The 22770-nt window shown below is 70.9% G+C and carries 23 protein-coding genes; 12 read left to right on the forward strand and 11 right to left on the reverse strand.

All coding sequences use genetic code 11. The features are described 5' to 3' along the window. Window positions 1–469: 469 nt before the first annotated feature. The 8 genes from ACFVUT_RS03255 to ACFVUT_RS03290 all read left to right on the forward strand — a co-directional run bounded on the left by ACFVUT_RS03255 (window position 470) and on the right by ACFVUT_RS03290 (window position 10482). Window positions 470–2233 (forward strand): hypothetical protein, encoded by a 1764-nt coding sequence (locus ACFVUT_RS03255; protein WP_389643377.1) that lies wholly within the window; start codon window positions 470–472, stop codon window positions 2231–2233. After that, the gene (locus tag ACFVUT_RS03260; RefSeq protein ID WP_389643380.1) at window positions 2230–3195 is read left to right on the forward strand and encodes a hypothetical protein; all 966 of its coding nucleotides are present in this window, start codon (window positions 2230–2232) and stop codon (window positions 3193–3195) included. Before ACFVUT_RS03255 ends, ACFVUT_RS03260 begins: the two co-directional genes overlap by 4 nt. Next, window positions 3192–4202, forward strand: a complete 1011-nt coding sequence (locus ACFVUT_RS03265) for a dipeptidase (protein WP_389643383.1) — start codon at window positions 3192–3194, stop codon at window positions 4200–4202. Before ACFVUT_RS03260 ends, ACFVUT_RS03265 begins: the two co-directional genes overlap by 4 nt. 381 nt (window positions 4203–4583) lie before the next feature. Continuing rightward, window positions 4584–6233 (forward strand): ABC transporter substrate-binding protein, encoded by a 1650-nt coding sequence (locus ACFVUT_RS03270; RefSeq protein WP_389643387.1) that lies wholly within the window; start codon window positions 4584–4586, stop codon window positions 6231–6233. 4 nt (window positions 6234–6237) lie between these two features. Further along, the gene (locus ACFVUT_RS03275; RefSeq protein ID WP_389643390.1) at window positions 6238–7359 is read left to right on the forward strand and encodes an ABC transporter permease; all 1122 of its coding nucleotides are present in this window, start codon (window positions 6238–6240) and stop codon (window positions 7357–7359) included. Continuing rightward, window positions 7356–8246 carry an ABC transporter permease gene (locus tag ACFVUT_RS03280; RefSeq protein WP_389643393.1) on the forward strand — a complete coding sequence of 297 codons (891 nt, stop codon included), beginning with the start codon at window positions 7356–7358 and terminating at the stop codon, window positions 8244–8246. The genes ACFVUT_RS03275 and ACFVUT_RS03280 overlap by 4 nt, the downstream gene beginning before the upstream one ends. Further along, the gene (locus ACFVUT_RS03285) at window positions 8243–9451 is read left to right on the forward strand and encodes an ABC transporter ATP-binding protein (protein ID WP_389643396.1); all 1209 of its coding nucleotides are present in this window, start codon (window positions 8243–8245) and stop codon (window positions 9449–9451) included. The genes ACFVUT_RS03280 and ACFVUT_RS03285 overlap by 4 nt, the downstream gene beginning before the upstream one ends. Beyond that, window positions 9448–10482, forward strand: a complete 1035-nt coding sequence (locus ACFVUT_RS03290; protein ID WP_389643399.1) for an oligopeptide/dipeptide ABC transporter ATP-binding protein — start codon at window positions 9448–9450, stop codon at window positions 10480–10482. The genes ACFVUT_RS03285 and ACFVUT_RS03290 overlap by 4 nt, the downstream gene beginning before the upstream one ends. A gap of 120 nt (window positions 10483–10602) precedes the next feature. On the opposite strand, the gene ACFVUT_RS03295 is transcribed toward ACFVUT_RS03290, so the two are convergent. Further along, window positions 10603–10932 carry a branched-chain amino acid transporter permease gene (locus ACFVUT_RS03295; protein ID WP_389643402.1) on the reverse strand — a complete coding sequence of 110 codons (330 nt, stop codon included), beginning with the start codon at window positions 10930–10932 and terminating at the stop codon, window positions 10603–10605. Then, window positions 10925–11569, reverse strand: a complete 645-nt coding sequence (locus ACFVUT_RS03300) for an AzlC family ABC transporter permease (RefSeq protein WP_389643640.1) — start codon at window positions 11567–11569, stop codon at window positions 10925–10927. The genes ACFVUT_RS03295 and ACFVUT_RS03300 overlap by 8 nt, the downstream gene beginning before the upstream one ends. A 167-nt stretch (window positions 11570–11736) precedes the next feature. Between ACFVUT_RS03300 and ACFVUT_RS03305 the strand changes: the two genes are divergently transcribed. Next, window positions 11737–12195: an Lrp/AsnC family transcriptional regulator gene (locus tag ACFVUT_RS03305; RefSeq protein ID WP_389643405.1), complete on the forward strand. Its 459-nt coding sequence runs from the start codon at window positions 11737–11739 to the stop codon at window positions 12193–12195. A 253-nt stretch (window positions 12196–12448) separates the two neighbouring features. On the opposite strand, the gene ACFVUT_RS03310 is transcribed toward ACFVUT_RS03305, so the two are convergent. The 7 genes from ACFVUT_RS03310 to ACFVUT_RS03340 all read right to left on the reverse strand — a co-directional run bounded on the left by ACFVUT_RS03310 (window position 12449) and on the right by ACFVUT_RS03340 (window position 18803). Beyond that, on the reverse strand, window positions 12449–13168 hold the full coding sequence (locus ACFVUT_RS03310) for a 3-keto-5-aminohexanoate cleavage protein (RefSeq protein WP_389643408.1): 720 nt from the start codon (window positions 13166–13168) through the stop codon (window positions 12449–12451). A gap of 46 nt (window positions 13169–13214) precedes the next feature. Next, the gene (locus tag ACFVUT_RS03315) at window positions 13215–13907 is read right to left on the reverse strand and encodes an RraA family protein (RefSeq protein WP_389643411.1); all 693 of its coding nucleotides are present in this window, start codon (window positions 13905–13907) and stop codon (window positions 13215–13217) included. A 5-nt stretch (window positions 13908–13912) separates the two neighbouring features. Beyond that, window positions 13913–14704, reverse strand: coding sequence for a carbon-nitrogen hydrolase family protein (locus ACFVUT_RS03320; RefSeq protein WP_389643414.1), 792 nt, complete (start codon window positions 14702–14704; stop codon window positions 13913–13915). A gap of 91 nt (window positions 14705–14795) precedes the next feature. After that, window positions 14796–15875: an ABC transporter ATP-binding protein gene (locus ACFVUT_RS03325; RefSeq protein ID WP_389643417.1), complete on the reverse strand. Its 1080-nt coding sequence runs from the start codon at window positions 15873–15875 to the stop codon at window positions 14796–14798. A gap of 1 nt (window position 15876) precedes the next feature. Continuing rightward, window positions 15877–16935: a PotD/PotF family extracellular solute-binding protein gene (locus ACFVUT_RS03330; RefSeq protein ID WP_389643420.1), complete on the reverse strand. Its 1059-nt coding sequence runs from the start codon at window positions 16933–16935 to the stop codon at window positions 15877–15879. Between the two features lie 135 nt (window positions 16936–17070). Beyond that, window positions 17071–17889, reverse strand: coding sequence for an ABC transporter permease (locus ACFVUT_RS03335; RefSeq protein WP_389643423.1), 819 nt, complete (start codon window positions 17887–17889; stop codon window positions 17071–17073). Then, a complete protein-coding gene (locus ACFVUT_RS03340) occupies window positions 17886–18803 on the reverse strand; it encodes an ABC transporter permease (protein ID WP_389643426.1) in 918 nt (305 codons plus the stop codon). Before ACFVUT_RS03340 ends, ACFVUT_RS03335 begins: the two co-directional genes overlap by 4 nt. Window positions 18804–19050: 247 nt before the next feature. On the opposite strand from ACFVUT_RS03340, the gene ACFVUT_RS03345 reads away from it, so the two are divergent. Next, window positions 19051–19536, forward strand: a complete 486-nt coding sequence (locus tag ACFVUT_RS03345) for an Lrp/AsnC family transcriptional regulator (RefSeq protein WP_389643429.1) — start codon at window positions 19051–19053, stop codon at window positions 19534–19536. A gap of 28 nt (window positions 19537–19564) precedes the next feature. Here ACFVUT_RS03345 and ACFVUT_RS03350 read toward each other — a convergent pair whose 3' ends face one another. Further along, on the reverse strand, window positions 19565–20035 hold the full coding sequence (locus ACFVUT_RS03350) for an Lrp/AsnC family transcriptional regulator (RefSeq protein ID WP_389643432.1): 471 nt from the start codon (window positions 20033–20035) through the stop codon (window positions 19565–19567). Between the two features lie 358 nt (window positions 20036–20393). On the opposite strand from ACFVUT_RS03350, the gene ACFVUT_RS03355 reads away from it, so the two are divergent. Further along, window positions 20394–21011, forward strand: coding sequence for a TOPRIM nucleotidyl transferase/hydrolase domain-containing protein (locus ACFVUT_RS03355; protein ID WP_389643435.1), 618 nt, complete (start codon window positions 20394–20396; stop codon window positions 21009–21011). 180 nt (window positions 21012–21191) lie between these two features. Next, a complete protein-coding gene (locus ACFVUT_RS03360) occupies window positions 21192–21914 on the forward strand; it encodes a VOC family protein (RefSeq protein WP_389643438.1) in 723 nt (240 codons plus the stop codon). Between the two features lie 158 nt (window positions 21915–22072). Here ACFVUT_RS03360 and ACFVUT_RS03365 read toward each other — a convergent pair whose 3' ends face one another. Then, a complete protein-coding gene (locus ACFVUT_RS03365) occupies window positions 22073–22732 on the reverse strand; it encodes an MSMEG_1061 family FMN-dependent PPOX-type flavoprotein (protein WP_389643441.1) in 660 nt (219 codons plus the stop codon). Window positions 22733–22770 lie beyond the last annotated feature (38 nt).

Below are 22770 nucleotides of genomic sequence, written 5' to 3' on the forward strand. Positions count from 1 at the left end.
CCGGAACCGGACCCGGATCCGCCTCTGACAGCAGCCATTCGGACCCGAACCTGGACCCGGACCCGAGCCCGGACCCGAGCCCGGACCCGAGCCCGGACCCGGATCCGCCCTCGATTCCGCCCCGGCCTCACCGGGGCGGGGATCCCGGACGCCCGCGTCCGCCCTGATGTGGCTCATCGCCGCGCTGCCGCCCCCGACCGGGGTGTGCGCCGGGGCCGCCGCCTCCTCGCACCACCCGCGCGAGACGCCCGAGCGACCGGACCGAACCACCATGCGTCGAGTCCCCTCGGGACCGCGCCTCCACACGTCCGCTCCTGAGCCGCTTCCCGGCCGGACCGGACGCCCCACAGCCGTACCACTCCCACAGCCGTACCACTCCGGCGGCCGGACCGCTCATCGCCCGCCCGCCCGCGCGACCGCTTTCCCGCGGTGGCGCCGCACAGCATGACCCGTACGAAAGGAACCACTCGTGGCACCACAGCCCAGCCGGGCCGGGACAGGCCGACGTCCGGCCGCCGAGATCATGACCTCCGCCGCTCTTTCCTCCCTGCAGGCCGGGCGTCTGTCGTCGGCCCGATCCCTGGTCAACCGGATGCTTCGCGAAGGCTGGCGCGTCGAGCGCCGGTCGCTGACCGTCGAGGCCGACGGCAGCGGCGAGGCCGTCTACCGGATCCACGCCGCCGACCGGGTGATGGACTTCGTGGCCTTCGCGTTCCCGCCCTCCTCGCAGGAGCGCACCCTGCGCATCTTCGATCTCGGCTGGGACATGATGGGCGCCCTGCTGGACGGCCCGGCCACAGCCGACGACATCGAGCACACCCGCAACGAGATGCCGCGCCTGTACCACGGCCGCGCCACCGGGCACACTCTCACCTGGTGCCGCGCCAACCGTTCGTTGCGCGTCTTCGAGCACGTCGTGGAGGCGCTGGCCGCCGGGCGGCAGCCCGACACCACTGCTCTCGCCCGCGTCGGCTACCTCATGCGCAACATCGGCCTCGACGGCAACGGCACCTTCGGTACCCGCACCTTCCTCGCGTACGGCGCGGACCACCCGCTGGCGGTGCCGTACCACGCCCAGCTCCTGTCCGCCTACATGATGCGCGAGCTGAGCGCGGACCTGGTCGAGGCAATGGCCGACCGCCGTTCTGACACGGCCGTGGCGCTCGACCCCGAGGTGCGCCGCTTCCTCGGTGTCGGCAACAGCTCGGCTCTCGGCCTGGTGCTGTGGGTCGGCAACCATCCCGTCCTGGTGGACCGTTGGATCTCGTTGCGCGAGCAGGCCCTCGCCCATGCCCGCGGCCTCGTGGCCGCGCCCGGTTCGGCCGTCGCGGACACCCTGGCCGTCCTTCTGGAGCGGGCCATCGTGTACCAGAGCGAGGACGTCAACGAGTACACCTGCTTCACCCCGGCCGAGCGGATCGTCGCGGATCTGCGTCTCGTGCTCGACGCGGTCACCGCGCGGGCTGCCGCGGCCGAGCGCGAGGGCCGGGTGGCGTCGGTGGCCGAGCTGGTCGACTGTGTCGAGGGCGTCTGCGGGGAGGCCGCGGAGGTGGTCAACTCGGTACTCACCGAGCTGGATCCGGCCGAATCGGACCGGCTCGCGACGGAACTCACCGTCAACGAAACGTTTCGCCGGGACGGTTCGATGACCGTCGGTGAACTGCGCGGGCTGCTCACCGACACGTACGCCTGGGCGCTCGCGGTCGACCGCACCGCCCCCGGCGCGGTCGCCAACACCTGGTACAAGTCGCGGTCCGCCGAGGAACCGCGCTGCGGCGCCACCGAGGAACTGCCCGAGGGCACCATCGACCTCACCGTGGACATCCCCGGCATGGTCCAGGTCCTCGACGGCGCGCTCGCCGCCGAGGACCCGTCCCTCCCCGTCGGACGTCTCCTGGCCCGCCGCCCCGAACTGCGCGGCGCCGTCGAGCGCCTCCAGTCGCTCGCCGCGCACACGTACGCGCTGCCGCACGCCAACATCCGCGACGCCGCCTTCGTGCCCGCCCGGATCATCCGTCTGGCCAACGCCGCCCTCTACGGCCTGGAACGCACCAAGGACTACCTGGGGCGCGACCTGCGCGGCGTCATCTTCCAGGGCGCCCCCACCGCCACCGACCTGGACGGCGCCGACAGCACCCGCCCCTGGTTCTGGCCGGCCGTGCCCCGCCCCGCGGACACCGTGACCCTGGACGCACCCACGCGCCGCACCACCCCGAACGGAGCCACCCGATGACCTCCGCCACCCTCGCCTGTGGCCCCGGTACCGAAGGTGCCGCCGACCGCCTCGGCCACACCTGGCAGAACGCCTCCGACCGCGAGACCCTCCACCTCTCGCTGCGCGAGCTGCGCCTCGTCGCCGAGCGGCTGCTCCAGGCCCAGGGCCTGGAACTCGGCGCCGTGCACGCCGTACGTGATCTGGTCCTGCACGCCCAGGCCGCCGGACTGCCCGCCCTTCAGATGCTTGCCGACCGGCTCAGCGACGCCGACCGCGCCTGCTCCGGCCGGGTGGACATCGCCGCCGAGGCCCCCGGAGCGCTCGTCGTGGACTGCCTCGGTCAGAGTGCCCTCGTCGTCGCCCCCGCCCTGCTCGACCTGCTCCAGTCCGAACCCGGAGAGCGGGTCACGCTGTGGGCCGGGCGCATCGAACGCGCCGAACTCGCCGCGGTCCTGGAACACCAGGGCACCGACCGGGGCGTGGTGATCACCGTGACCCCCGTGACCTCCGCGGCCGCACCGGCCGCCGGGCTGCCCGACGTTCCCGGGATCCTGGCCGGCGAGGGCGTGCTCCTCGTCATGGAGCGACGTACGCCAGAACTTCCCGACGACCCCGAACTGCGCCGCCTCCTGCCGCTGGTCGGCTCGCTGCCCGCCGCCCGCGCGGTGCGCACCGGGGTGGAAACCCCGGCCGTCCTGTGGTGGTCGCTGTTCGAGAGCTCCGCGACCGCGCTGTCCGCCGAGTCGGTGACCTCGCTCAAGCACGCGGGGGCCACCGCTGTCGACGAGAACGGCGTGATCGAACCCGACCTGACCGACGACGTGGACTTCGTCGGCGGCACCCGCGTCGTCGCGGGCGACACTGACAACAACACCGACAACAACAACACCGACAACAACAACACCGAAAACAACAACGACAGCAACAACGACAACAACACCGACAACGACACGGCCACGGACGGCGAGGAGCAGCGGTGAACATCGACGGACTTGAGTGCGGCGTCTTCAACCGGACGGTCTTCGAAGAACTGCGCGCCGGGCGTGTGGACTGCGTGACCAACACCATCGCGTTCTGGGAGAACGCGGCGGAGACCATGCGGGCCCTCGCCGACTGGTACGGGATGGAGCGCGACAACGCCGACCTGATCCGTATCGCGTACTCCACGGCCGACATCGAGGCGGCCGCCGCCGAGGGCCGCACGGCAGTCCTCATGGGCACCCAGAACGCGTCCCCGATCGAGGACCGGCTCGACCACATCGAGTTGTTCGCCCGCATGGGCCTGCGCGTCATGCAGCTCACCTACAACATCCAGAACACCTTGGGTGCGAGCTGCTACGAGACCACCGATGCCGGCCTGACCCGCTTCGGCCGCAACGCCGTCGAGGAGATGAACCGCTGCGGCATCGTCGTCGACTGCTCGCACGTCGGCGACCGGACCTCGTACGACGCCATCCACGCCTCGGCCGTTCCGGTGGCGATCAACCACGCGAACCCGCGCGAGTTCTTCGACCACGCCCGCAACAAGCGGCCCGAGGTCATCGACGCGCTCGCGGAACGCGGCGGGGTGCTGGGCCTGACGATGTACCCGAACATCGCCGGCCAGTGGTGCGAGACGGCCGACAGCTGGTGCGAACTGGTCGCCCGCACCGTGGAACGGATCGGCGTCGAACACGTCGGTGTCGGATCCGACCTCGGCCGCTTCCTCACCGAGGAGCACATGGTCGAGATGCGCAAGGGCCACTGGACGCGCGGACCCGAGTACGGCGCGGGCAAGCCGGGCCAGTCGCCGGTCGTGCCGGACCCGGAGTGGTTCGAGACAGCCGCCCAGTTCGGCAACATCCCCGACGGCCTGGCCCGGGTCGGCTTCTCACCCGCCGAGGTCGACAAGCTCTGCGGCGGCAACTGGCTGCGCCTGTACCGGCAGACCATCGACGTGGACTTGCAGGGCGGCCGCCCCGCGGTGCCCGCCCCCGCAGTGGCCTGATCGCCGGCGCGGGGCCCGTAGCAGCGGGCCGGGAACCCGCCGCCGGGCCCGGCACAGCCGTTGGCCGGCCGGACCGGCCTTGAGCCGGTGCGGCGCCCCCGGCCGAACCCTGCGAACGCTCCGGCGCCCCGCCGGACAGCCCGTGTCGTCGGACGGCACCGAGTCCCGGCATCACGTCCGTAGTACGACCCCCGTCTCCCGCCCCTTCGGAGACGGGCTCACCGGCCGACCGCCGGCCCCGAAGGCGGCGCCGACAGCAGGACCGCAGACCCCGCAGCTCAGCCGCACGCGTCCGGCGGGCCCACCAAGGCCCGCCCCGGACCGTCACCCGGGAGTGATTCCCCGCCTCCTCCATGCCCGTCTCTCCGAGCGGAGACCCACGTGATCCACCATCCCAGCAGCCCACCGGCGGGCCGCCCACCGGCCCGGCCCCGACGCCGCACCCTGGCCTGCCTCGCCGTGACCGCAGCCCTGACGGCCTCGCTCACCTCCTGCGCGACCGCAGGCGTGCCCGCCGAAACCGCACGCCACACCCTCGTCGTCGACACGGCCTTCAACGCCAGATCCATAGACCCGGCTCGCGTCTACCAGCCCACCGACTACCTCGTCGACCACGCTCTGTACGAAACACTGACCACCTACAAGGGCGACGACCTGCGTACCCCCGTGCCCGGCCTCGCCGCGTCCTGGACCAACTCGGACGACGGGCGGGCCTGGACGTTCACCCTCCGCGAGGACGCCCGCTTCTCCGACGGCAAGCCCGTCGAGGCGAGCGACGTCGTCTTCTCCTTCGACCGGCTCCGTCACGTCGACGCCAGCCCCGCCTACCTGATGGCGGGGATCACCGTCGAGGCCAAGGACGAGCGGACTGTCGTCCTCACCACCGAGACCCCCCGTGCCGACGTGCCCGCCATGCTCGTCACCCCGCAGTTCGGCGTGCTCGACGCCGACGCGGTGCGCGAGCACGGCGGCACCGACGCGAAGAACGCCGCCACCGAGGACAAGGCCGAGACCTGGCTCAACACGGCCTCCGCGGGCTCCGGACCGTATCGGCTGAAGAGCTACAGCAACTCCTCGCAGATCGTGCTGGAAGCCAACCCGCAGTATCACGGGGAGACCCCCGCGTACCGCCGGGTGATCATCCGGAACGTGCCCTCGGCGCAGCAGCAGCTGCTCGGTGTCCAGTCCGGCGACTCGCAGATAGCACTCGACATCTCCGCGCTGCAGAGCAAGGGTCTGGTCAGCGACGCCCTCACCGTCGACAACAGCCGGGCCGCCGAGGTGCTCTACCTCGCGGTCAGCCGCGAAAAGCACCTGCCCACCGCCTCCGACGCCCTGCAGAAGGCCATCCGGATCGGCATCGACTACAAGGGCCTCGTCGAGATCGCCGGTCCGGGCTCCACCCAGGCCACCGGCATCCTGCCGACCGTGTTCACCGGCGGCCTCGGCGCGGACGCCGCCGCCGAGTACGACCCGCAGGCGGCCCGCGCCCTCGTCGAGAAGGCCAAGAAGGAACAGGGCCTGAAGAAGATCGAACTGACCCTGGACTACGCCGGCGACTACCACCGGCTGGCCGGGCTCGACTACGGAGTCCTCGCCCAACGCATCCAGAGCGACCTGGCGAAGATCGGCATCGCCGTCACGCTCCGCCCCTCACCGACCTCCACCTCCCTCCAGCGGTACGTGGACGGCAAGACCCAACTCGCCCTGTGGTCCTACCCGCCGGACTACCTCGACCCGCAGAACATCCTCGGATTCGCGCCGGGCGACTTCCTCTCCAAGCGCGTGCACTGGCCGGCCGCGGACGCACCCGGACTCGCCGCGCTCACCAGGACCGCGTACGGCTCGGTCGCCGAACAGGACCGGCTCATCGCCTACCGGGCGTGGAACCGGGCGATGAACGAGAACAGCCCGTTCGTCCCGCTGCTGGAGCCGAACTTCGTCACCGTGGCCTCCTCCGAGGTCACCGGACTTGTCCGCAACCCGCTCTACTACCTCGACCTGGCCGCGCTCGGCCGCTCGGAGGGGTGAACCCATGACCGACACCGCCCCCGGTACGGCCCTCGCGGACCGTCCCCCCACCCCGGCAGACCCCTCGCCCGGCCCCGAAGACACCCCGCGCACCCGCCGCAGGACGCCGCCCCTGCTGGCGTACGTGCTGCGCCGCGTCGCCTCCTCGGTGCTGATCGTCATCGGCGTCACCGTGGTGACGTTCCTGCTCAGCTCCGTCGTCCCGGCCGACCCGGCGACCGCCAACCTCGGCCAGCGAGCCCTCGACGACCCCGGGATCGTCGCCCGCTACCGCACCGAGCAGGGCCTCGACCGGTCGCTGCCGATGCAGTACGCCACCTACCTCGGCAACCTGTTCACCGGCGACCTGGGCACCTCGCAGCAGACCCAGCGCCCGGTTCTCGACGACCTCGGTGACAAGCTGCCCGCCACCCTCGAACTGGTCATCACGGCCACCGTCCTGGCCCTCGTCGCCGGCGTACTGCTCGGCGTGCTCTCCGCCCGCGGGCGCGGCGGCCGTCTCGACCGGGCCGCCCGCATGCTGTCGCTCACCGGTGTCTCGCTGCCGACCTTCTGGATCGGCATGGTCGCTGCCGTGATCTTCGTCAAGAACCTCGGCGTCCTGCCCGGCTCAGGACGTCTCGCGCCCGCACTCGACCCGCCCGAACACGTCACCGGTTTCTACACGGTCGACGCGCTGCTCGACGGCGACGTCAACGCCTTCGCCTCCGCCGCCGCCCACCTCGTCCTGCCGGCCTCGGTCCTCGCCCTCTCGGTCGTGGGCATGGTCCTGCGCTTCACCCGCAGTGCCGTCCTCGAAGCGCTCTCCTCCGACTTCGTGAAGGCCGGGCGCGCCAAGGGCCTGCGCGAACACGCCGTCCTGTGGGGCTACGCGGTCCGCGCGTCCTCCGGTCAGCTGATCACCGCAACCACCCTCACCTTCGGTCTCCTGCTCGCCGCGACCGTCTACATCGAGCAGCAGTTCTCCTGGAACGGCATCGGCCAGTACGCCTTCCGCAGCTCGACCAACCTCGACCTGCCGGCCGTGATGGGCGTCTCCATCCTCATCGCCCTGGTCTTCGTCGTCGTCAACCTGATCGCCGACCTGCTGTACGCCGCATTCGACCCGAGGATCCGCCTCTCATGACCGCCACCCTTTCCCTGGCCACCGGGCCGGGCCGCAGCAGGGGCCGAGTGGCCGGCGCCGTGCGCTGGGCACGCCGCCACCCCGCACAGGCAGTCGCCGCCGGAGTACTCCTGCTGTGGCTGATCGTCATCGTCCTCGCCCCCCTGCTCGCTCCCTATGACCCGCTCGACCAGGGCTCCGCGCCGCTGGAAGGCGCTTCGTCGGCGCACTGGCTGGGCACCGACCCGGCCGGACGCGACGTTCTCTCCCGGGTCCTTTACGGTGCCCGGCTCTCCGTCCCGGTAGGGCTGCTGCTCGTGACCGCGGCCGCCGTCATCGGCACCGCCGTCGGCCTCGTCGCGGGCTTCTTCGGCGGCTGGGTCGACGACGTCCTGATGCGTTTCACGGACGTGGTCTTCGCCTTCCCGGTGATCATCCTGGCGATGGCGGTGGCCGCTTCACTCGGCCCGTCCCTCCCCAACGCCGTCATCGCGGGCGCACTTGTCTGGTGGCCCGGCTATGCCCGTACCGTCCGCTCCACGGTGCTCTCACTGCGCGAGTCCGATTTCGTGCACGCCAACCGGCTCGCGGGCGTCGGCTCGATCCGTTCGATCCTCGTGGACCTGCTGCCCGGCGTGGCCGGCTCGCTGCTGGTACTCGCCATGCTCGATGTCGGCGGCGCGATCCTGCTCCTGTCCGGCCTGTCCTTCCTCGGCCTCGGCGCCCGGCCCCCGGCCGCCGAATGGGGATCGATGATCTCCGAGGCCTCGCAGTACTTCAACCAATGGTGGCTCGCGGTCGTCCCGGGCCTTTCCATCGTCACGGTCGTGGTCGCCTTCAACGTCCTCGGCGACGCCTTGCGCGACCGGCTCGACCCCAAACTCTCGACGGCCGGAGAACTGTCATGAACAGCGACAACATCCGCCACCCGCGCCACGAGGATTCCGACGGCGGGACCGCCCCGCGTCACGACGGTGCGGGCACACCGAGCACCGCCGTACCGCTGGACTCCCGCGCGGGCACCGGAACCGCCCGTACCGGAACGCGGAACACCGGTTCTCTGCTGCGGGTGCGCGACCTGACGGTCACCCTGCCCCGCGCCGGACGGGGGATCAGGCTGGTCGACGGCGTCGACCTCGACATCCGGCCCGGCGAAGTCCTCGGCATCGCCGGGGAGTCCGGAAGCGGCAAGACCGTGACCGCCATGACCCTGGTCGGCCTCGCACCCGACCGGGCCACCGTGAGCGGCTCGGTCCGCTTCGACGACCGCGAACTGGTCGGGCTGCCCGACAAGGAGTGGGGACAGGTACGCGGCAGTGCCATCGCCGTCGTCTTCCAGGATCCGTCCTCCGCACTGCACCCGATGCTCACCGTCGGCCGCCAGATCACCGACCATGTCCGCCGTCACCAGGGCCTGAGCCGTAAACAGGCCGACGCCCGCGCGATCGAACTGCTCGACCTGGTACGCATTCCCGGCGGCGCGTCGGCCGCCGCCCGCTACCCGCACCAGTTCTCCGGCGGCATGCGTCAACGCATCGCGATCGCCTCGGCGCTGGCCTGCGGGCCGCGCCTCCTCATCGCCGACGAACCGACCACCGCCCTCGACGTCACCGTCCAGGCAGGGATCGTCGAACTCCTCGACGAACTCCGGCACGAGACAGGCATGGCCATCGCCCTGGTCACCCACGACCTCGGCGTACTCTCCTCCATCGCCGACCGCATCGCGGTCTTCTACTCCGGCCGCGTCATCGAGACCGGCACCACCGGCGAAGTCATCGGCACCCCCCGACACCCCTACACGCGGGGCCTGCTGGACGCACTGCCCCACGCCGCGCTCGGGCAGCGCTCCGCCGTCGGCCACGCCGTGCCACTGCGGCCCATCCCCGGCTCGGCGCCGGCCGCCGACGCGCTGCCGCCCGGCTGCCCGTTCCACCCGCGCTGCGCCGCAGTCGTCGACGGCTGCGACCGCGACCGACCCGTACCCGTGACCATCGGCCCTGCCCGCACCGTCGCCTGCGTGCTGGCCGAGCCCGATGTGATCCACCCCGCCGACACCCCACCGCCCCCCGGCCTCCTCGCTGCGGCCGACGCCCCCATCAGGAGGAACACATGACCTCGGGCGCCGACCACACGGCCGCACCGCTGCTCCGCGTCGACGACGTGGTCGTCGAGTACCCGCGCAGGGGACTGCCCCCGATGCGGGCCCTGGCCGGGGTCAGTCTGGAGATCGCCCCCGGCGAGATCGTCGGCATCGTCGGCGAGTCCGGCTGCGGCAAGTCCACCCTGGCCCGCGCAATCACCGGGCTCGCGGCGGCGCACTCGGGCTCGGTCTCCTTCGACGGCACGGCGGTCGGCACCATGCGGCGCCGCCGCCGTGACCCCGGCCTGCTGCCGCTCCAGATGGTGTTCCAGGACCCGAACGCCTCGCTCAACCCACGCCGCACCGTCGGCGCGCAGATCCAGGAGGTCGTGGTCGCCCGCGACCGGGCGCGCGGCGTCACACGCACCCGCCGCGACCCCCGGGCTGCCCGCGAGGCCGCCGAGGCACTGCGCCGCGTCGGCCTGCCGGACGGGGCGGCGGAGAAGTACCCGCACGAGTTCTCCGGCGGCCAGCGGCAGCGCGCGGCGATCGCCCGCGCGCTCGCCTCCCGACCGAAGATGATCGTCGCGGACGAGCCGGTGTCCGCCCTGGACGCCTCTGCCCAGGCGGCCGTGGCCAATCTGCTGCGTGACCTGTCACGCGAGGAGGGCATCGCGCTCGCCTTCATCTCGCACGACCTCGCCGTGGTCGGCGCGCTCGCCGACCGGGTCGTCGTCATGTATCTCGGCCGAGTCGTGGAGGAGGGCACCGTCGAGCAGATCTGGAACGCGCCGCAGCACCCCTACACCCAGGCACTGCTGGCCGCCGTGCCGGTGCCGGACGGCACCGGCACCCGGCCCCGTGCGCTGACCGGCGAAGTCCCGGACCCCGGCAGCCCACCGCCCGGCTGCCGCTTCCACCCGCGCTGCCCGCTCGCCGTCGACCGCTGCCGGGCCGAGGAACCCCCGCTGCGGGATCCGGGCACGGCAGCCGGGGACACGGCCGGAACCAGGGTGGCCTGCTGGGTCGCGCAGGCACACGCACCTGCGGGGGCCGCGACCTGACGCATCATGGCGATCGCCGGGTACGGAAACGCCCGTTCCGTACCCGCCGTTCCCTCCTCAGGGCGTGCCGCGTCGTGGGGCGGGGCGGCCGGTTTGCCGCGACGCGTTGGTGGAACCCGGTCAGTGAGCGAAGAGGGTGCTGGCCATGACCACGTTGACGGCGGTGCCGCCGAGGATGCTCAGCAGCGCGTCGCGGCGCCACAGATGCAGCCCCACGGTGACGGCCAGGGCCGCCAGCGGTGCGGCCGCACGCGGTTGGCTCAGCGGAAGGTCGCGCAAGCAGTAGACGAACAGGATCACCATGACACCGGCCGGCATACGGGCGCTGAGGTACTGGACGGTCTTGCTGGCGCGCAGGGGTGCGAGGACGGTGAACGGCAGGGCACGCAGAGCCCAGGTGACGGCGGCCGAGACGGCGACGGCCACGAGCAGGTAGGGGGTGTCAGGCACGGGGGAGCCTCCTGCCGGTGGCGAGTCGTCGGGCCAGGACAGCGGCGGTGAACAGGGTGAAGGCGGCCGGCAGCATCTGGTCGGGGAAGAGCAGGCGGGCGGCCAGCGCGCTCAGCAGTGCGAGGACGGGGGTCGGCAGGTCGCCGCGCCGCTCCGCGACGGCGTCGAGGGCCAGGACGACGAACAGGGCGGTCATCGCGAAGTCCAGGCCGGTGACGCGGTCGGGTATCAGTGAGCCGAGCAGGGCACCCGTGGTGGCGCCGCCGACCCAGTACAGGTGCATGAACGCCTGCAGCCACAGGATGCGCGCGCCGGACCACGACCGGGCCTGCTCGCCGGTGGTCAGGGCATATGCCTCGTCGGTCAGGGCGAAGGTGCTGTAGGTCCTGGCGAGGCGCCCGCGCACGCGGTGCAGGGGAAAGGACAGCGCGTAGAACACGTGCCGGACGTTGACCAGGAAGGCGGTCAGCGCGACGGTCGCCAGGGGCGCCGCCGCAAGAGCCAGGCCCACGAGAAGGAACTCGAACGAGCCGGCGTAGATGACGGCGGTGAACAGGCTCGCGCACCACCAGGGCAGGCCGGCATGGGTGAGGAACACTCCGAAGGCGAGGCCGAGCGGCAGCAGGCCCAGTCCCACGGAGGCGGAGTCCTTGAAGGCCGCCAGGGCATCGGACCGTGGCCGAGGTGAGGGCGTGGGGGCAGGTTCAGGAGGATCGCTCACGGCGACCGGCAGCGTTCGCATGATGAAATTTTAGGAGGAATCACGCCACATATGGTTTCCCATTATTCTCGTAAGATCTTGGTATGAGCAATGAATTCGTTCTGGACGCGGTCGACCGAGAAATTTTGTTTCATCTGCGTCAGGACGGGCGCCTGACCAACGTCGAACTGGCCAAGCGGGTCGGTCTGACCCCGCCGCCGTGCCTGCGCCGCCTCAAGCGTCTGGAGGAAGCCGGCGTCATCACCGGCTACCGTGCCGTCATCAATTCCGAAGCCATCGGCCGCGGCCTGGAAGTCATGATCGACGTCGAGGTCTACGCCAACGACCTCAAGACCATCGAGGCGCTGGAGGACACGCTGGCCTCCTACGAAGAAGTCGTCGAGTTCCGCCGGATGTTCGGCCGCCCGGACTATTTCCTCCGCGTCGCCGTCGCCGACCACGCGGCCTACGAGGCCTTCCTCACCGGCAAGCTCACCGGCCTGCCCGGGATCCTGCGCGTCGAATCCCACCTGACGATGAAGAAGATCAAGACCGACTCCTGACCGCCACCCGATCACCGCGTGGGTCTCCCCGGTCTCCCTGGTCGCCGTGATCAGCGCGGCCAAACGCCTCGACGTGATTCCGGACAGCCGGGGCGGTGCCAGCGAGCCCGGCCACCGCGCCGCCGTCGCGGGCCGATCACGGGGCGAATCGCGGCCCGGGCCGGATCATTCGATCCGGCCCGGGCCGCGGGCCCGCCGAGGCGAGGAGCAGGTGGTCCGTCGGCGGTGCGGCGAAGGCCGGCCGATGCGCGACTCAGCCGGAGGCCAGCGCACGCACCGCCGCGACCAGCGCCGCGTTGTCGTGGGCGAGGGTGCCGTCCGGCAGGTCCACGCCGTCCTCGAAGCCGATGCGGACCTGGTGGCCGTCCGCCAGCGCCGCGCGCACCACGGCCCAGGTCGTGGCCGCCTCTCCGTGGTAGAGCAGGGGGCAGGTGACTCCGGCGGCACGGATGCGGGCGGCCATCTCCCGGGCGTGCGCCACCGCCGTCCGCGGGTCCTCGTCCATCGGCTCGATGAGGATCCGCACGTTGTCCGCCAGAGTCGGTGACGCCAGCAGGGCGGGCACGTCGTCCGTGCTCCATACCGCGCTTTCCAGTGTCATGCCCCGGGAAACGACGAGTGCCGCGGTCTCGGCGGCTCCCTCCTCGCAGAAGGCCACGGACGCGAAGTCCGGCAGCGCCTCCCAGGACTTGACGAGGTCGTAGCGCTCCTGGGGGCCCGAGCAGGTCCACAGACCGGTGGTGGTCCCGACCACTGCGCCCGGTGCGGTCGCCCGCACCGCGCGCAGTACCTCCGCGAGGGCGCCGGGCGCGATCGTCTGGCCGCCGTCCGGGGTGCGGACATGAAGGTGGACAACATCGGCGCCGGCGGCGGTCACGGCGGCCGTATCGGCGGCGATCTGCTCCGGGGTCACCGGGACAGCGGGGTGCTCGGCGCGGGTGCGGCCGCCGTTGATGGCTGCCTTGAGGAACATCGGTACGTCCTTGCGGGGTCGGTGCGTGCGGGCCGGTCGGCCGAGGTCACGCGGTGGTGGGGGAGGGGTGCAGGAGATCTTCGAGGGTGCGGGAGGCCCCGGTGAGGGTGCCGAGCGGGTGTCCGCGGTGCAGTTCGGCGATGAGGCCGGGTTCCTCGGCATCGTCGGCGAGCGCCTCGTCGACGACCTCCGCCAGCCGGGCGGCGGGCGCGACAAGGAGGCCGTTCTCGTCGCCGAGGACCAGGTCGCCGGCCCGCACCGGGACGCCGCCGCAGGAGACCGGAGCGCCCAGGGCGCCGTCGGCGAGGCCGTGCAACTTGGTGGTGAGGAGGCAGGAGCCGTAGGCGTACACGGGCAGGCCCACCTCGCGCAGGGCGCCGATGTCGGTGCACATGCCGTCCACGACGGCTCCGGCCGCGCCGCGCGCCGCCAGGGCGTGGACGACGACCTCGCCGAGCGGGGCGTGCCTGCGGTCGCCGCCGCAGTCGACGACCACGACGTCACCGGGGCCGACGAGACCTGCCGCGTGGTGCAGCATCGTGGAGTCGGTGGCCGTGATCCGTACGGTGATCGCGCGGCCGACGAGCTTGCCGGTACCGGTCATGCGTCGCAGCGCAGGGTCGCAGAACCCCTCCTCCAGGTAGTGGCCGAGGGTGGGGAAGTCCACTCGGGCCAGACGTCCCGCCAACTCCTCGTCCAGGGGCGGCACTTCGGTCAGATCGCGGATGTCCAGGGGCATGACGGTCACCTCGGTCCGATGATGATGCGGCGGTTGCGCAGCACGGGCAGCACGGTGCGGGCACGGTCGATGCGGTGCTTGTCCGCCTCCACGACGAGCAGCGAGCGTTCCTCCTCGCCGAGCGCCGCACGCACCACGCCCAGTGGGTCGATCGCCATGCTCATTCCGATGCAGTCGGGTGTGGTCAGCGAGGCCGCCACCACCCAGCAGGTGTTCTCGATCGCCCGGGTGCGCAGCAGCGTCGTCCAGTGGTCCTCCTTCAGCGGGCCGCGCACCCAGGCCGCCGACACGGACAGCAGGTCGGCGCCCATCTCCACCAACGCCCGGGTGAACTCGGGGAAGCGCAGGTCGTAGCAGTTGACCAGGCCGACGTTGAACTCCCCGATGCGCACGACGACCGGTCCCTCGTCGCCACGCTGCACCTCGCTGGACTCCCGGTAGTCGAAGGCGTCGTAGAGGTGCATCTTGCGGTAGCGGCCCAGGAGTTCACCGTCCGCGGAGACCGCCGCGATGGTGTTGTACGGCAGGGAGTGGCCGCTGGGTTCGTAGCCGCCGGCGATGACGGCGATGCCGTGGTCGACGGCGATGCGGGACAGCGCGGTCAGGAAGACGGGCCAGTGGGCCTCGGCCGCGCGGTGCAGCGGCTTTCCGGCGGACTCGGCCGGGATCATCGACTCCTCGGGGAAGACGACGAGTTCGGCGCCCGTGGCCGCGGCCTCGCGCGCCATGGACTCGACGACCTTGAGGTTGGCGCCGACGTCGGCGGTGGGGGCGTATTGGGCTGCGGCGACCTTCACGGTCGTATCTCCTTGGTGGGCTCGGGCAGATGGGCGGGGGCGGGCGTGAGTGCGGTTGCCGGGCCGGCGGTGCGGCCGAGGGGTGCGGCGGTCACTCGGCGAGCATCCGGGCGGCGTCGGGCTTCCAGTGGGCCCACACCCGGCCGCCCGAGGTGAGACCGGCCGTCCCGGAGGCGTGTGTTTCCGCGACGAACGTGCTGCCGTCGGCGAGTGTGAGGTGATGGCGGACGGCGCTGCCGAGATACACCGACTGCTGGAGAGTGCCGGGCAGTACGGCGCTGCCGGGCGGTACCGCACTCTCGTCGCCGCACACTCCGACGTTCTCCGGGCGGATGGCGAGATATGCCTCGCCCGTCAGGTCCGTGTCGGGCGTTCGCAGGGTGCCGAGCCCGTCGACGGCGAGCGCACGGCCGTCGGCCTTACCGGCGAGGAAGTTGGAGGTGCCGATGAAAGCGGCGACGAACCGGCTGGCGGGGCGCTCGTAGACGCCTTCCGGGGTGTCGACCTGCACGACCCGGCCGCCGTCCATGACAGCGATCCGGTCGGACATGGTCAGCGCCTCCTCCTGGTCGTGAGTGACGGTCACGAAGGTCACCCCGACCTCCCGCTGGATCTTCTTCAGCTCCAGCTGCATCTCGGCGCGCAGCTTCTTGTCCAGCGCGCCGAGCGGCTCGTCGAGCAGCAGCAGGGAAGGCCGGGCGATCAGGGCGCGGGCGATCGCGACGCGCTGGCGCTGACCGCCGGACAGCTGGGAGATCGTCCGGTCGCCGTAGCCGTCGAGCCGGACCAGGGCCAGTGCCTCGCGCACCGCGCCCGCGATCTCGGCCCGGGGCCGCAGCCTGCGGACCTTCAGCTCGAAGGCGATGTTGTCGGCGACGCTCAGGTGCGGGAAGAGGGCGTAGCTCTGGAAGAGCATGTTCAGGTCCCGCTTGTGCGCCGGCACTCCGGTCGCCGGGATGCCGCCGAGCTCGACGGTGCCCTCGGAGGGCTCCTCGAAGCCGGTGATCATGCGCATCAGGGTGGTCTTCCCACAGCCCGAGGGGCCCAGGATGGAGAAGAATTCGTTCTGCCGGATGTCCAGCGTGACGTCGCGGACCGCGTGGGTGCCGCTGAAGACCTTCCCGACACCGGAGAGGCGGACGGCCGGGGCCGTGGGGTTCGTGGTGGTCATCTCAGGACGCCTTCACCTTGGTCCAGCCCTGCTGGAAGTACTGCATCGCGGTGCCCGGGTCGAGCAGGAAGTCGGCGTGCTCGATGGCCGCGTCCGGGGCGTAGATCGCCGGGTTGGTCAGGGCGTCCTGGTTCTTGATGTACGTGCGGGCGGCCTGGTTGGCGCTGGCGGAGGAGCCGTCGTCGGTGGCCTTGGCGGCGACCTCCGGACGCAGCAGGTAGTTGATGAACTTGTACGCCGAGGTGAGGTTCTTGGCGCCCTTGGCGACGGCGAGGCCGTCGGTCCAGATGGAGCCGCCCTCCTCGGGGATGACGTAGTGCACGTGCTTGTCGGACTGCACGACCTTCGCCATCGCGGTGCCGCTCCACGCCTCCGCCGCGCACGCCTGGCCGGTGGAGAGCAGCTGCGGGTAGTTGGTGGAGTTGTAGCCGGCGAGTATCTTCTTCTGCTTCTGCAGGGCCGACGTCGCCTCGGCGATCTCGTCCTTGTCGGTGCTGGTGGCCCGGTGCCCGGTGACCTGGAGGCCGGCGATGTAGGCGGCCAGCATGTTGTCGAGCATGTACAGCTTGCCCTTGTATGTGCTGTCGAACAGGGTCTTCCAGCTGCTGGCCGACTTGATACAGGTGTCGTTGTAGGCGAAGCCGGTGGTGCCCCAGATCCACGGCACGCTGTACTTGTTGCCCTTGTCGTAGGACGGGTCGCGGAACTTGTCGGCCAGGTTGTCGAGGCCCTTGATCTGCGCGTGGTCCAGGGGCTCGATGAGCTTCTGCCCGATGAGCTGCTGCACGGTGTACTGGCTGGGCTCGACGAGGTCGTAGCCGGACGACCCGGAGCTGAGCTTCGCGGTCATGGTCTCGTTGCTGTCGAACGTGTCGACCGTGACCTTGACACCGGTCTCCTTCTCGAAGCCCTTGATCACGGTGTCGGGGATCTCTCCGGTCCAGGCGTAGACGTGCAGTTCCTTGCCGCCGCCGGAGGAGCCCGCGGTGGGGGAGTCGGAGCCTGCGCAGGCGGTGGCGAGCACGGCGGTGGCGGTGAGCACCGAGGTGGCCAGAAGCACTCTCGAAACGGTGGTACGGGGCATGGCGAGGCCTTTCAGGGACGTACCGAGGTGGTGCGGGCAGGACGGACGTACGGCGCGACGGTGCGGGTGAAGTGCGGGTGAAGGGGGTGGGAACCGGGGTGGCCGGGCGGGTCAGCCGCGTTCCTCGCCGATCAGGACGCGGCGCATCTGGCGGAGCCCGGCGCCGAGGATGATCACGAAAGTGAAGAGCACGAGCAGTGTGCCGAGGGCGTTGATCTCCGGAGTGAGGCCCGTCTTCAGCAGCGAGTACACCCGCAGTGGCAGAGTCGTGGTGCCGACGCCACTGGTGAAGGTGGACATCACGATGTTGCCGAAGGAGATCGTGAAGCACAGCAGCCAGGACGCCAGCAGAGCCTGCTTCAGCAGGGGCAGGGTGATCAGCCGGAACCGCTGCCAGGCTCCGCAGCCGAGGTCGGCCGCCGCCTCGTCCAGGGAGGAGTCCAGGGCTCGGTGCGCACCGAGCACGATCAGTGCCGCGTACGGCAGAGTCACCACGAGGTGGCCGAGGACAAGGGTGGTCAGTCCGAGGCTCGCCCGGAGCATGCCGAACACCGACAGCAGGGCCACGCCGAGCACGATCTCGGGGATCACCAGGGGAAGGAACAGACTCCCCGAGAACAGGGCCCGTCCCCGCGGGCCCAGCCGGGCCATGCCCATGGTGGCGAGGAGGCCGCCCAGGGTGGCCAGTGTCGCCGAGATGATCCCCGCCTCGGCGCTCACGCGCAGCGCGGACAGCAGGTCGGTGTCCTGGACCAGCTCGCCGTACCAGCGGGTACTGGCGCCGGCCCACTTGTAGGTGACGTCGGAGTCGTTGAACGACAGGACCACGACGACCACGATCGGGATGTAGAGGAAGACGATGACGCCCCGGGCCAGCCAGGCCGTGACGGCATCGGGCAGGCGCCCGGTGCGCTGGGTGCGGCCGCTCATGAGGTCTTCCTCCTCAGCCGGCGGGCCGCGGTGCCCAGGACCGCCACCGACGCGATCATCAGGACCAGCAGGACGACGGAGGCCGCCGCGCCCATGGGCTGGTTGCGGAACTCGGTGTACAGCGTGACGATCAGGTTGCCCACCAGCTGGTTCTTCCCGCCGCCGAGCAGAACCGGGATCACAAACACACCGAGGGTGGGGATGAAGGTGAGCAGTGCGGCGGCGAGCATTCCCGGCCGCACCAGCGGCAGCAGCACCTTGGTGTGCACCCGCCACCAGCCGCAGCCCAGGTCCCGCGCCGCCTCCCCGAGCGAGGGATCCACCCCGCGCAGTGTCGCGTAGATCGGGAAGATCGCGGTGGGAAGAAAGGCGTAGACGAGGCCCACGAAGGACGCGCCCTGACTCGGGATCCACTGCGTCGGTCCGTCGGTCAGCCCCACCGCGTCGGTGAGCGCGTTGACCGGACCGCCCGGGCTGAGCAGGTTGATCCAGGCGAAGGCGCGCACCAGGAAGTCGGTCCAGAACGGCACGATGATCAGCAGGAGCAGGATGCCCTGGCGCTGCGGCGGACGCCCCGCGAGGTAGTACGAGACGACGTACCCGAGTACCAGACAGACGACCGTGTTCAAGGCCGCCATGCCCAGGCTGTAACCGAAGACCTTCAGATAGACCGGGTCGAACAGCTCGCCGTAGTTGGAGAGCGTGAAACCGCCCTGGATGCCCCCGTACGCGTCCGGCAGCGCGAAGCTGTTGCGCACCACCATGACCAGGGGTACGAGCACCAGCGCCACGACGGTGAGACCGGCCGGGGCCAGCAGGGCGAGAGTGACCGCGCGCTCGCGCAGCCGGCCCGCGCGTGCCGGGGGCTTCGGCGGCGCGAGGGAGGATGCCGGCGGCGCGGCGGTGACGGTCACCGCGGCCCCTGGGCGGCGGGGGGTGGAACTGCCTGCATGCGCTGAGCCTCCTCCGGGAACGGTCGCGCACGTCCGGATGATCGTCCGTTCGTGCCGTGCCCCTTAGCCTCCGTCGGGGCACAAGGCCCTGAACAGAGCTGTTTACATCGAATCCAGTGGAAACAGGGTCTGAATTCCACGCATCTCGCAACGGCGCCGAAATGCCGCAGGGTGAAGATGGTGGGGAGAACGGAACGGAGGTGCCGGTGTGATCGACGACCTGGACCGGCAGATCATCGACCAGCTGCGTGTCGACGGACGGAAATCGTTCGGCGAGATCGGGCGCTCCATCGGCCTGTCGGAGGCCTCGGTGCGGTCCCGGTTCCAGCGCCTGCGGCGCCGGGGCGCGATCCAGGTGGTGGGCATGACGGACGCTGTGCGGGTGGGGGAGATGGAGGTGCACCTGGCGGTGCGGGTCCAGCACATCCCGGTGGCGCTGGTCGCCCGGGAGCTGTCCCGCATGCCGGAGGTGCGGTACGTCGCCTCGTGCGTCGGCCCCTACGACCTGATCACCGACGTCCGCTGCCGGAATCTGGAGCACCTGTCCGAGCTGCTCACGGAACGGGTGCGCCGGGTGAACGGCGTCGCCCACGCCGAGGCCCTGACCGTGCTGGAAGTGGTGAAGGACACCTATCTGTGGGCGGGCTTCCGGGAGGTGCCGGCCACCCCGGACCAGCGCATCCTGCCACCGTGACCCGGCCGGGACCGGGGCCCCGGGCTTGTCAGGAGCCGGTGACGGCCTGGCCCACCGCGCTGTTGAGGCCGTTGTAGGAGTAGTCCTTGAACAACTCCAGGAGCAGCAGGACCTGGGCCCGGGACACCCCCGGCAGCATGCGGATCTCGTCGAGCAGCTGCACCAGCTGCGCCTGGTCGCGGCAGGTGCCCTCCAGGAAGATGTCCTGACTGCCCGCGCACAGTGCCACATGGTTGATCATCGGCATGTCGGCGAGGCTCTTGGCGACCGCGCGCGGCGTGAGGTCACGGACCTGGATCATCAGCCGGACGGACTGGTGGCCCAGCGTGAGCGGGTTGCACAGCGCCACGATGCGCAGAGCGCCGCTCTCCTGGAGGCGGGACACCCGCTGGCGCACGGTCGCCTCCGAGACCCCGAGTTTCCGGGCGAGCGCCGTGTACGGCGTACGGCCGTCCAGGGTGAGGGCCTGCATGATGCTGCGGTCGAGTTCGTCGATCAACGCGGCCACCTCCTTCCCCGCCGACGGTACGTGATGTGCGTCCGCCGGGTCCGGGGGCCTCCCGCGGCGACCGCGTCACCCTTGAAGCCCAAGCGCCCCCCTGGTCCACACCGACCCTGCCCCCGTGCAGGTCGCCGCCGGCTCTGCTTCACCTCTGCCACGGTCTTCACCGTGTTCCCTCCGGTTCCGGACTCCGAGCAGGCGACCGACGGCCGCATTCACATGAGAGGGCGGCCGGCGGTGCCGGGCGAGCCTTGTCCGGACCGGCGCCCGCGCTGTTGCTGTCGCCGTTGCTGGTTGCTGAGGGGCCGTCGCATATTGCTGTGCCGTCCGGCCGGGGAAGGTGCAGACTCGCTCCATGGCGGAGATGCGGGCGTTCCGGGACGAGGTCAGTGGCTGGGCGGCCGGCGGTGCGGGCGGGCCGGCGAGTGATCTGGCTGTGCGACTGGGGGTGCGGACGGCGGTGCTGCTGGAAGGGCTGAGTGACCTCGCGGCCGTTGAGGCACTGGCCGCCCGCCGTGGCCGGGACCTGGCCGCCGAGGGGGTGTGCGTCGTGCCGATGGGTGGGGCGATGAACATCGGCCGCTACGCCGGTCTTCTCGGGCCACCCGGTCTTGGCCTGCGCCTGACCGGACTGTGCGACGAGGGCGAGCAGAGCTTCTACGACCGCGGCCTGAAGCGGGCCGGGGCGCCGCAGCAAGGCTTTTTCGTGTGCGTGGCGGACCTGGAGGACGAGCTCATCCGCGCGCTGGGCACGGCAAGCGTCGAGGAGGTCGTCCGGGCCGAGGGCGACTTCCGTGCCTGGGAGACCTTCCTGCGCCAGCCCGCACAGCAGAGTCGCCCCCGGCCGCAGCAGTTGCGGCGCTTCCTCGGCACGAAGAAGGGCCGCAAGATCCGCTACGGCCACCTCCTCGTCGAGGCCCTCGACCCCGAACAGGTACCGCCCCCGCTCGACGACCTCCTCACGAGCCTGTGACGTGGTGAACGCGGAAGGCGGTTGCGACGACGGCGGTTGACGCGGGTCGTTAATGAGTTGACCGGCTGACGACGTCTGGGCAGGCTCCAGCCACTACCTGGATGAAAGCCTTCTCGCTGGTGGTCTGCCCTACCCGATCGGAGGGTGGGGCAGCGGGTCAGCAGATCGGAATGCCGAGGGATGACTTCTCACTTTCACGCGCTGTGCATCGACGCGGACGACCCGCTCCGTCTCGCGCGCTTCTGGTCCGGATTGCTGGGCTGGAAGACGACTGACGACGCCCACGACGGCATCGTCCTCCTGCCGAACGATGACACCGGGTTCCGGATCCGGTTTCTCCCGACCCGGGAGGAGAAGAGCGGCCAGAACCCGATGCACTTCGATCTGACGAGCGCGTCCCTTGAGGATCAGCAGAAGACGGTCGCGACGTCGCTCGGACTCGGCGCCCGGCACATCGACATCGGGCAACGGCCGGAGGAGGGGCATGTGGTGCTCGCCGACCCCGAGGGCAACGAGTTCTGCGTCATCGAGCCGGGCAACAACTTCCTTGCCGACTGCGGATTCATCGGAGCGCTCGCGTGCGACGGTTCGCAGGAGGTCGGGTACTTCTGGAGCGAGGCACTGGGCTGGCCGTTGGTCTGGGACCAGGACCAGGAGACCGCGATCCGCTCGCCGCATGGCGGTCCGAAGATCACGTGGGGCGGTCCGCCGCTGATGCCGAGGACGGGGAAGAGCCGGCTGCGTTTCGACATGGCCCCACCTGCCGACGGTGATCAGCAAGCGGAGGCCGACCGTCTCGTCTCCCTGGGGGCGACTCGCATCGGCATCGGCCAGGACGAGGCCGGCCGGGTGGTGATGGCCGATCCCGACGGCAATGAGTTCTCCGTCCTGACCCCCCGATAGCGCGAACAGGTCCCGGTGGGCGGCGACCCTTCTCACGGAGGGCCGAGCCACGGTCGTTCGGCTCCCTCGCGCTTACGGGATGCCCCGAGATTGATCCTGGGGCGTGCTGGTCCGGGGGTTCGGCGGGCCGGTGGTTCGGCAATCGCAGGGTCGGCCGGTTACTCGTACCGGTACTTCAGCGAATCCGCCTCCGCCTGCTCGATGTCGGCGATCGTCAGCTCCGGCATCCGCAGCTGGGCCAGCGTCACCTCGGCCGAGGTCGGCTGGGCACCCGCCGCGAGCCATTGCTCCGGCTTCCAGGCCCCGCTACGCAGGAGCGACTTGGGGCAGTGCGGGTAGACCTCCTCGATCCCCAGCACCAGCGCACTGGCGGGCGGCTTGCCCACGGCGGTCAGCTGCGACAGCAGCTCCGGGCGGGTGGAGACGCAGGCCCGGCCGTTCACCCTGAGCGTCGTGGTGCGCCCCGGGATGATGAACAGCAGCCCGGCCCGTCCGGTGGCGACGACGTTCTGCAGGGTGTCCAGACGCTTGTTACCGGTCGCGTCCGGTATCGCCACCGTCCGTGTGTCCAGGACGGCGACGAACCCGGCGGGGCCGCCGCGCGGGGAAACGTCACAATTGCCCTCGGCGTCCGCGCTGGCGACCAGGACCAGCGATGAGCATCCGATCAACTGTCTTGTCTTTTCGGTGAGTTCGTTCATCTGCTTGCGCACGGCAGCGTCGCTGGGGAGTTCGTAGGCCCGGCGCAGCGCCTCCTGGTCGGGCACGGCGTCGAGGCGGAGCGAGTCGAAGGCACTGCCGGCAACGGGTGGTGTCATGCCCCGACCATAACGCCGGCCGACCTGCGATTGATCTT

Origin of the sequence: Streptomyces sp. NPDC058051 (assembly GCF_042885475.1) — a bacterium.
Lineage (GTDB): Bacteria > Actinomycetota > Actinomycetes > Streptomycetales > Streptomycetaceae > Streptomyces.

Coding starts and splice junctions, on each gene's coding strand:
- ACFVUT_RS03260 (WP_389643380.1), top strand. CDS start 2,230: ATGACCTCCGCCACCCTCGCCTGTGGCCCCGGTACCGAAGGTGCCGCC.
- ACFVUT_RS03275 (WP_389643390.1), top strand. CDS start 6,238: ATGACCGACACCGCCCCCGGTACGGCCCTCGCGGACCGTCCCCCCACC.
- ACFVUT_RS03280 (WP_389643393.1), top strand. CDS start 7,356: ATGACCGCCACCCTTTCCCTGGCCACCGGGCCGGGCCGCAGCAGGGGC.
- ACFVUT_RS03285 (WP_389643396.1), top strand. CDS start 8,243: ATGAACAGCGACAACATCCGCCACCCGCGCCACGAGGATTCCGACGGC.
- ACFVUT_RS03290 (WP_389643399.1), top strand. CDS start 9,448: ATGACCTCGGGCGCCGACCACACGGCCGCACCGCTGCTCCGCGTCGAC.
- ACFVUT_RS03305 (WP_389643405.1), top strand. CDS start 11,737: ATGAGCAATGAATTCGTTCTGGACGCGGTCGACCGAGAAATTTTGTTT.
- ACFVUT_RS03310 (WP_389643408.1), bottom strand. CDS start 13,168: ATGTTCCTCAAGGCAGCCATCAACGGCGGCCGCACCCGCGCCGAGCAC.
- ACFVUT_RS03315 (WP_389643411.1), bottom strand. CDS start 13,907: ATGCCCCTGGACATCCGCGATCTGACCGAAGTGCCGCCCCTGGACGAG.
- ACFVUT_RS03325 (WP_389643417.1), bottom strand. CDS start 15,875: ATGACCACCACGAACCCCACGGCCCCGGCCGTCCGCCTCTCCGGTGTC.
- ACFVUT_RS03335 (WP_389643423.1), bottom strand. CDS start 17,889: ATGAGCGGCCGCACCCAGCGCACCGGGCGCCTGCCCGATGCCGTCACG.
- ACFVUT_RS03355 (WP_389643435.1), top strand. CDS start 20,394: ATGGCGGAGATGCGGGCGTTCCGGGACGAGGTCAGTGGCTGGGCGGCC.
- ACFVUT_RS03360 (WP_389643438.1), top strand. CDS start 21,192: ATGACTTCTCACTTTCACGCGCTGTGCATCGACGCGGACGACCCGCTC.
- ACFVUT_RS03365 (WP_389643441.1), bottom strand. CDS start 22,732: ATGACACCACCCGTTGCCGGCAGTGCCTTCGACTCGCTCCGCCTCGAC.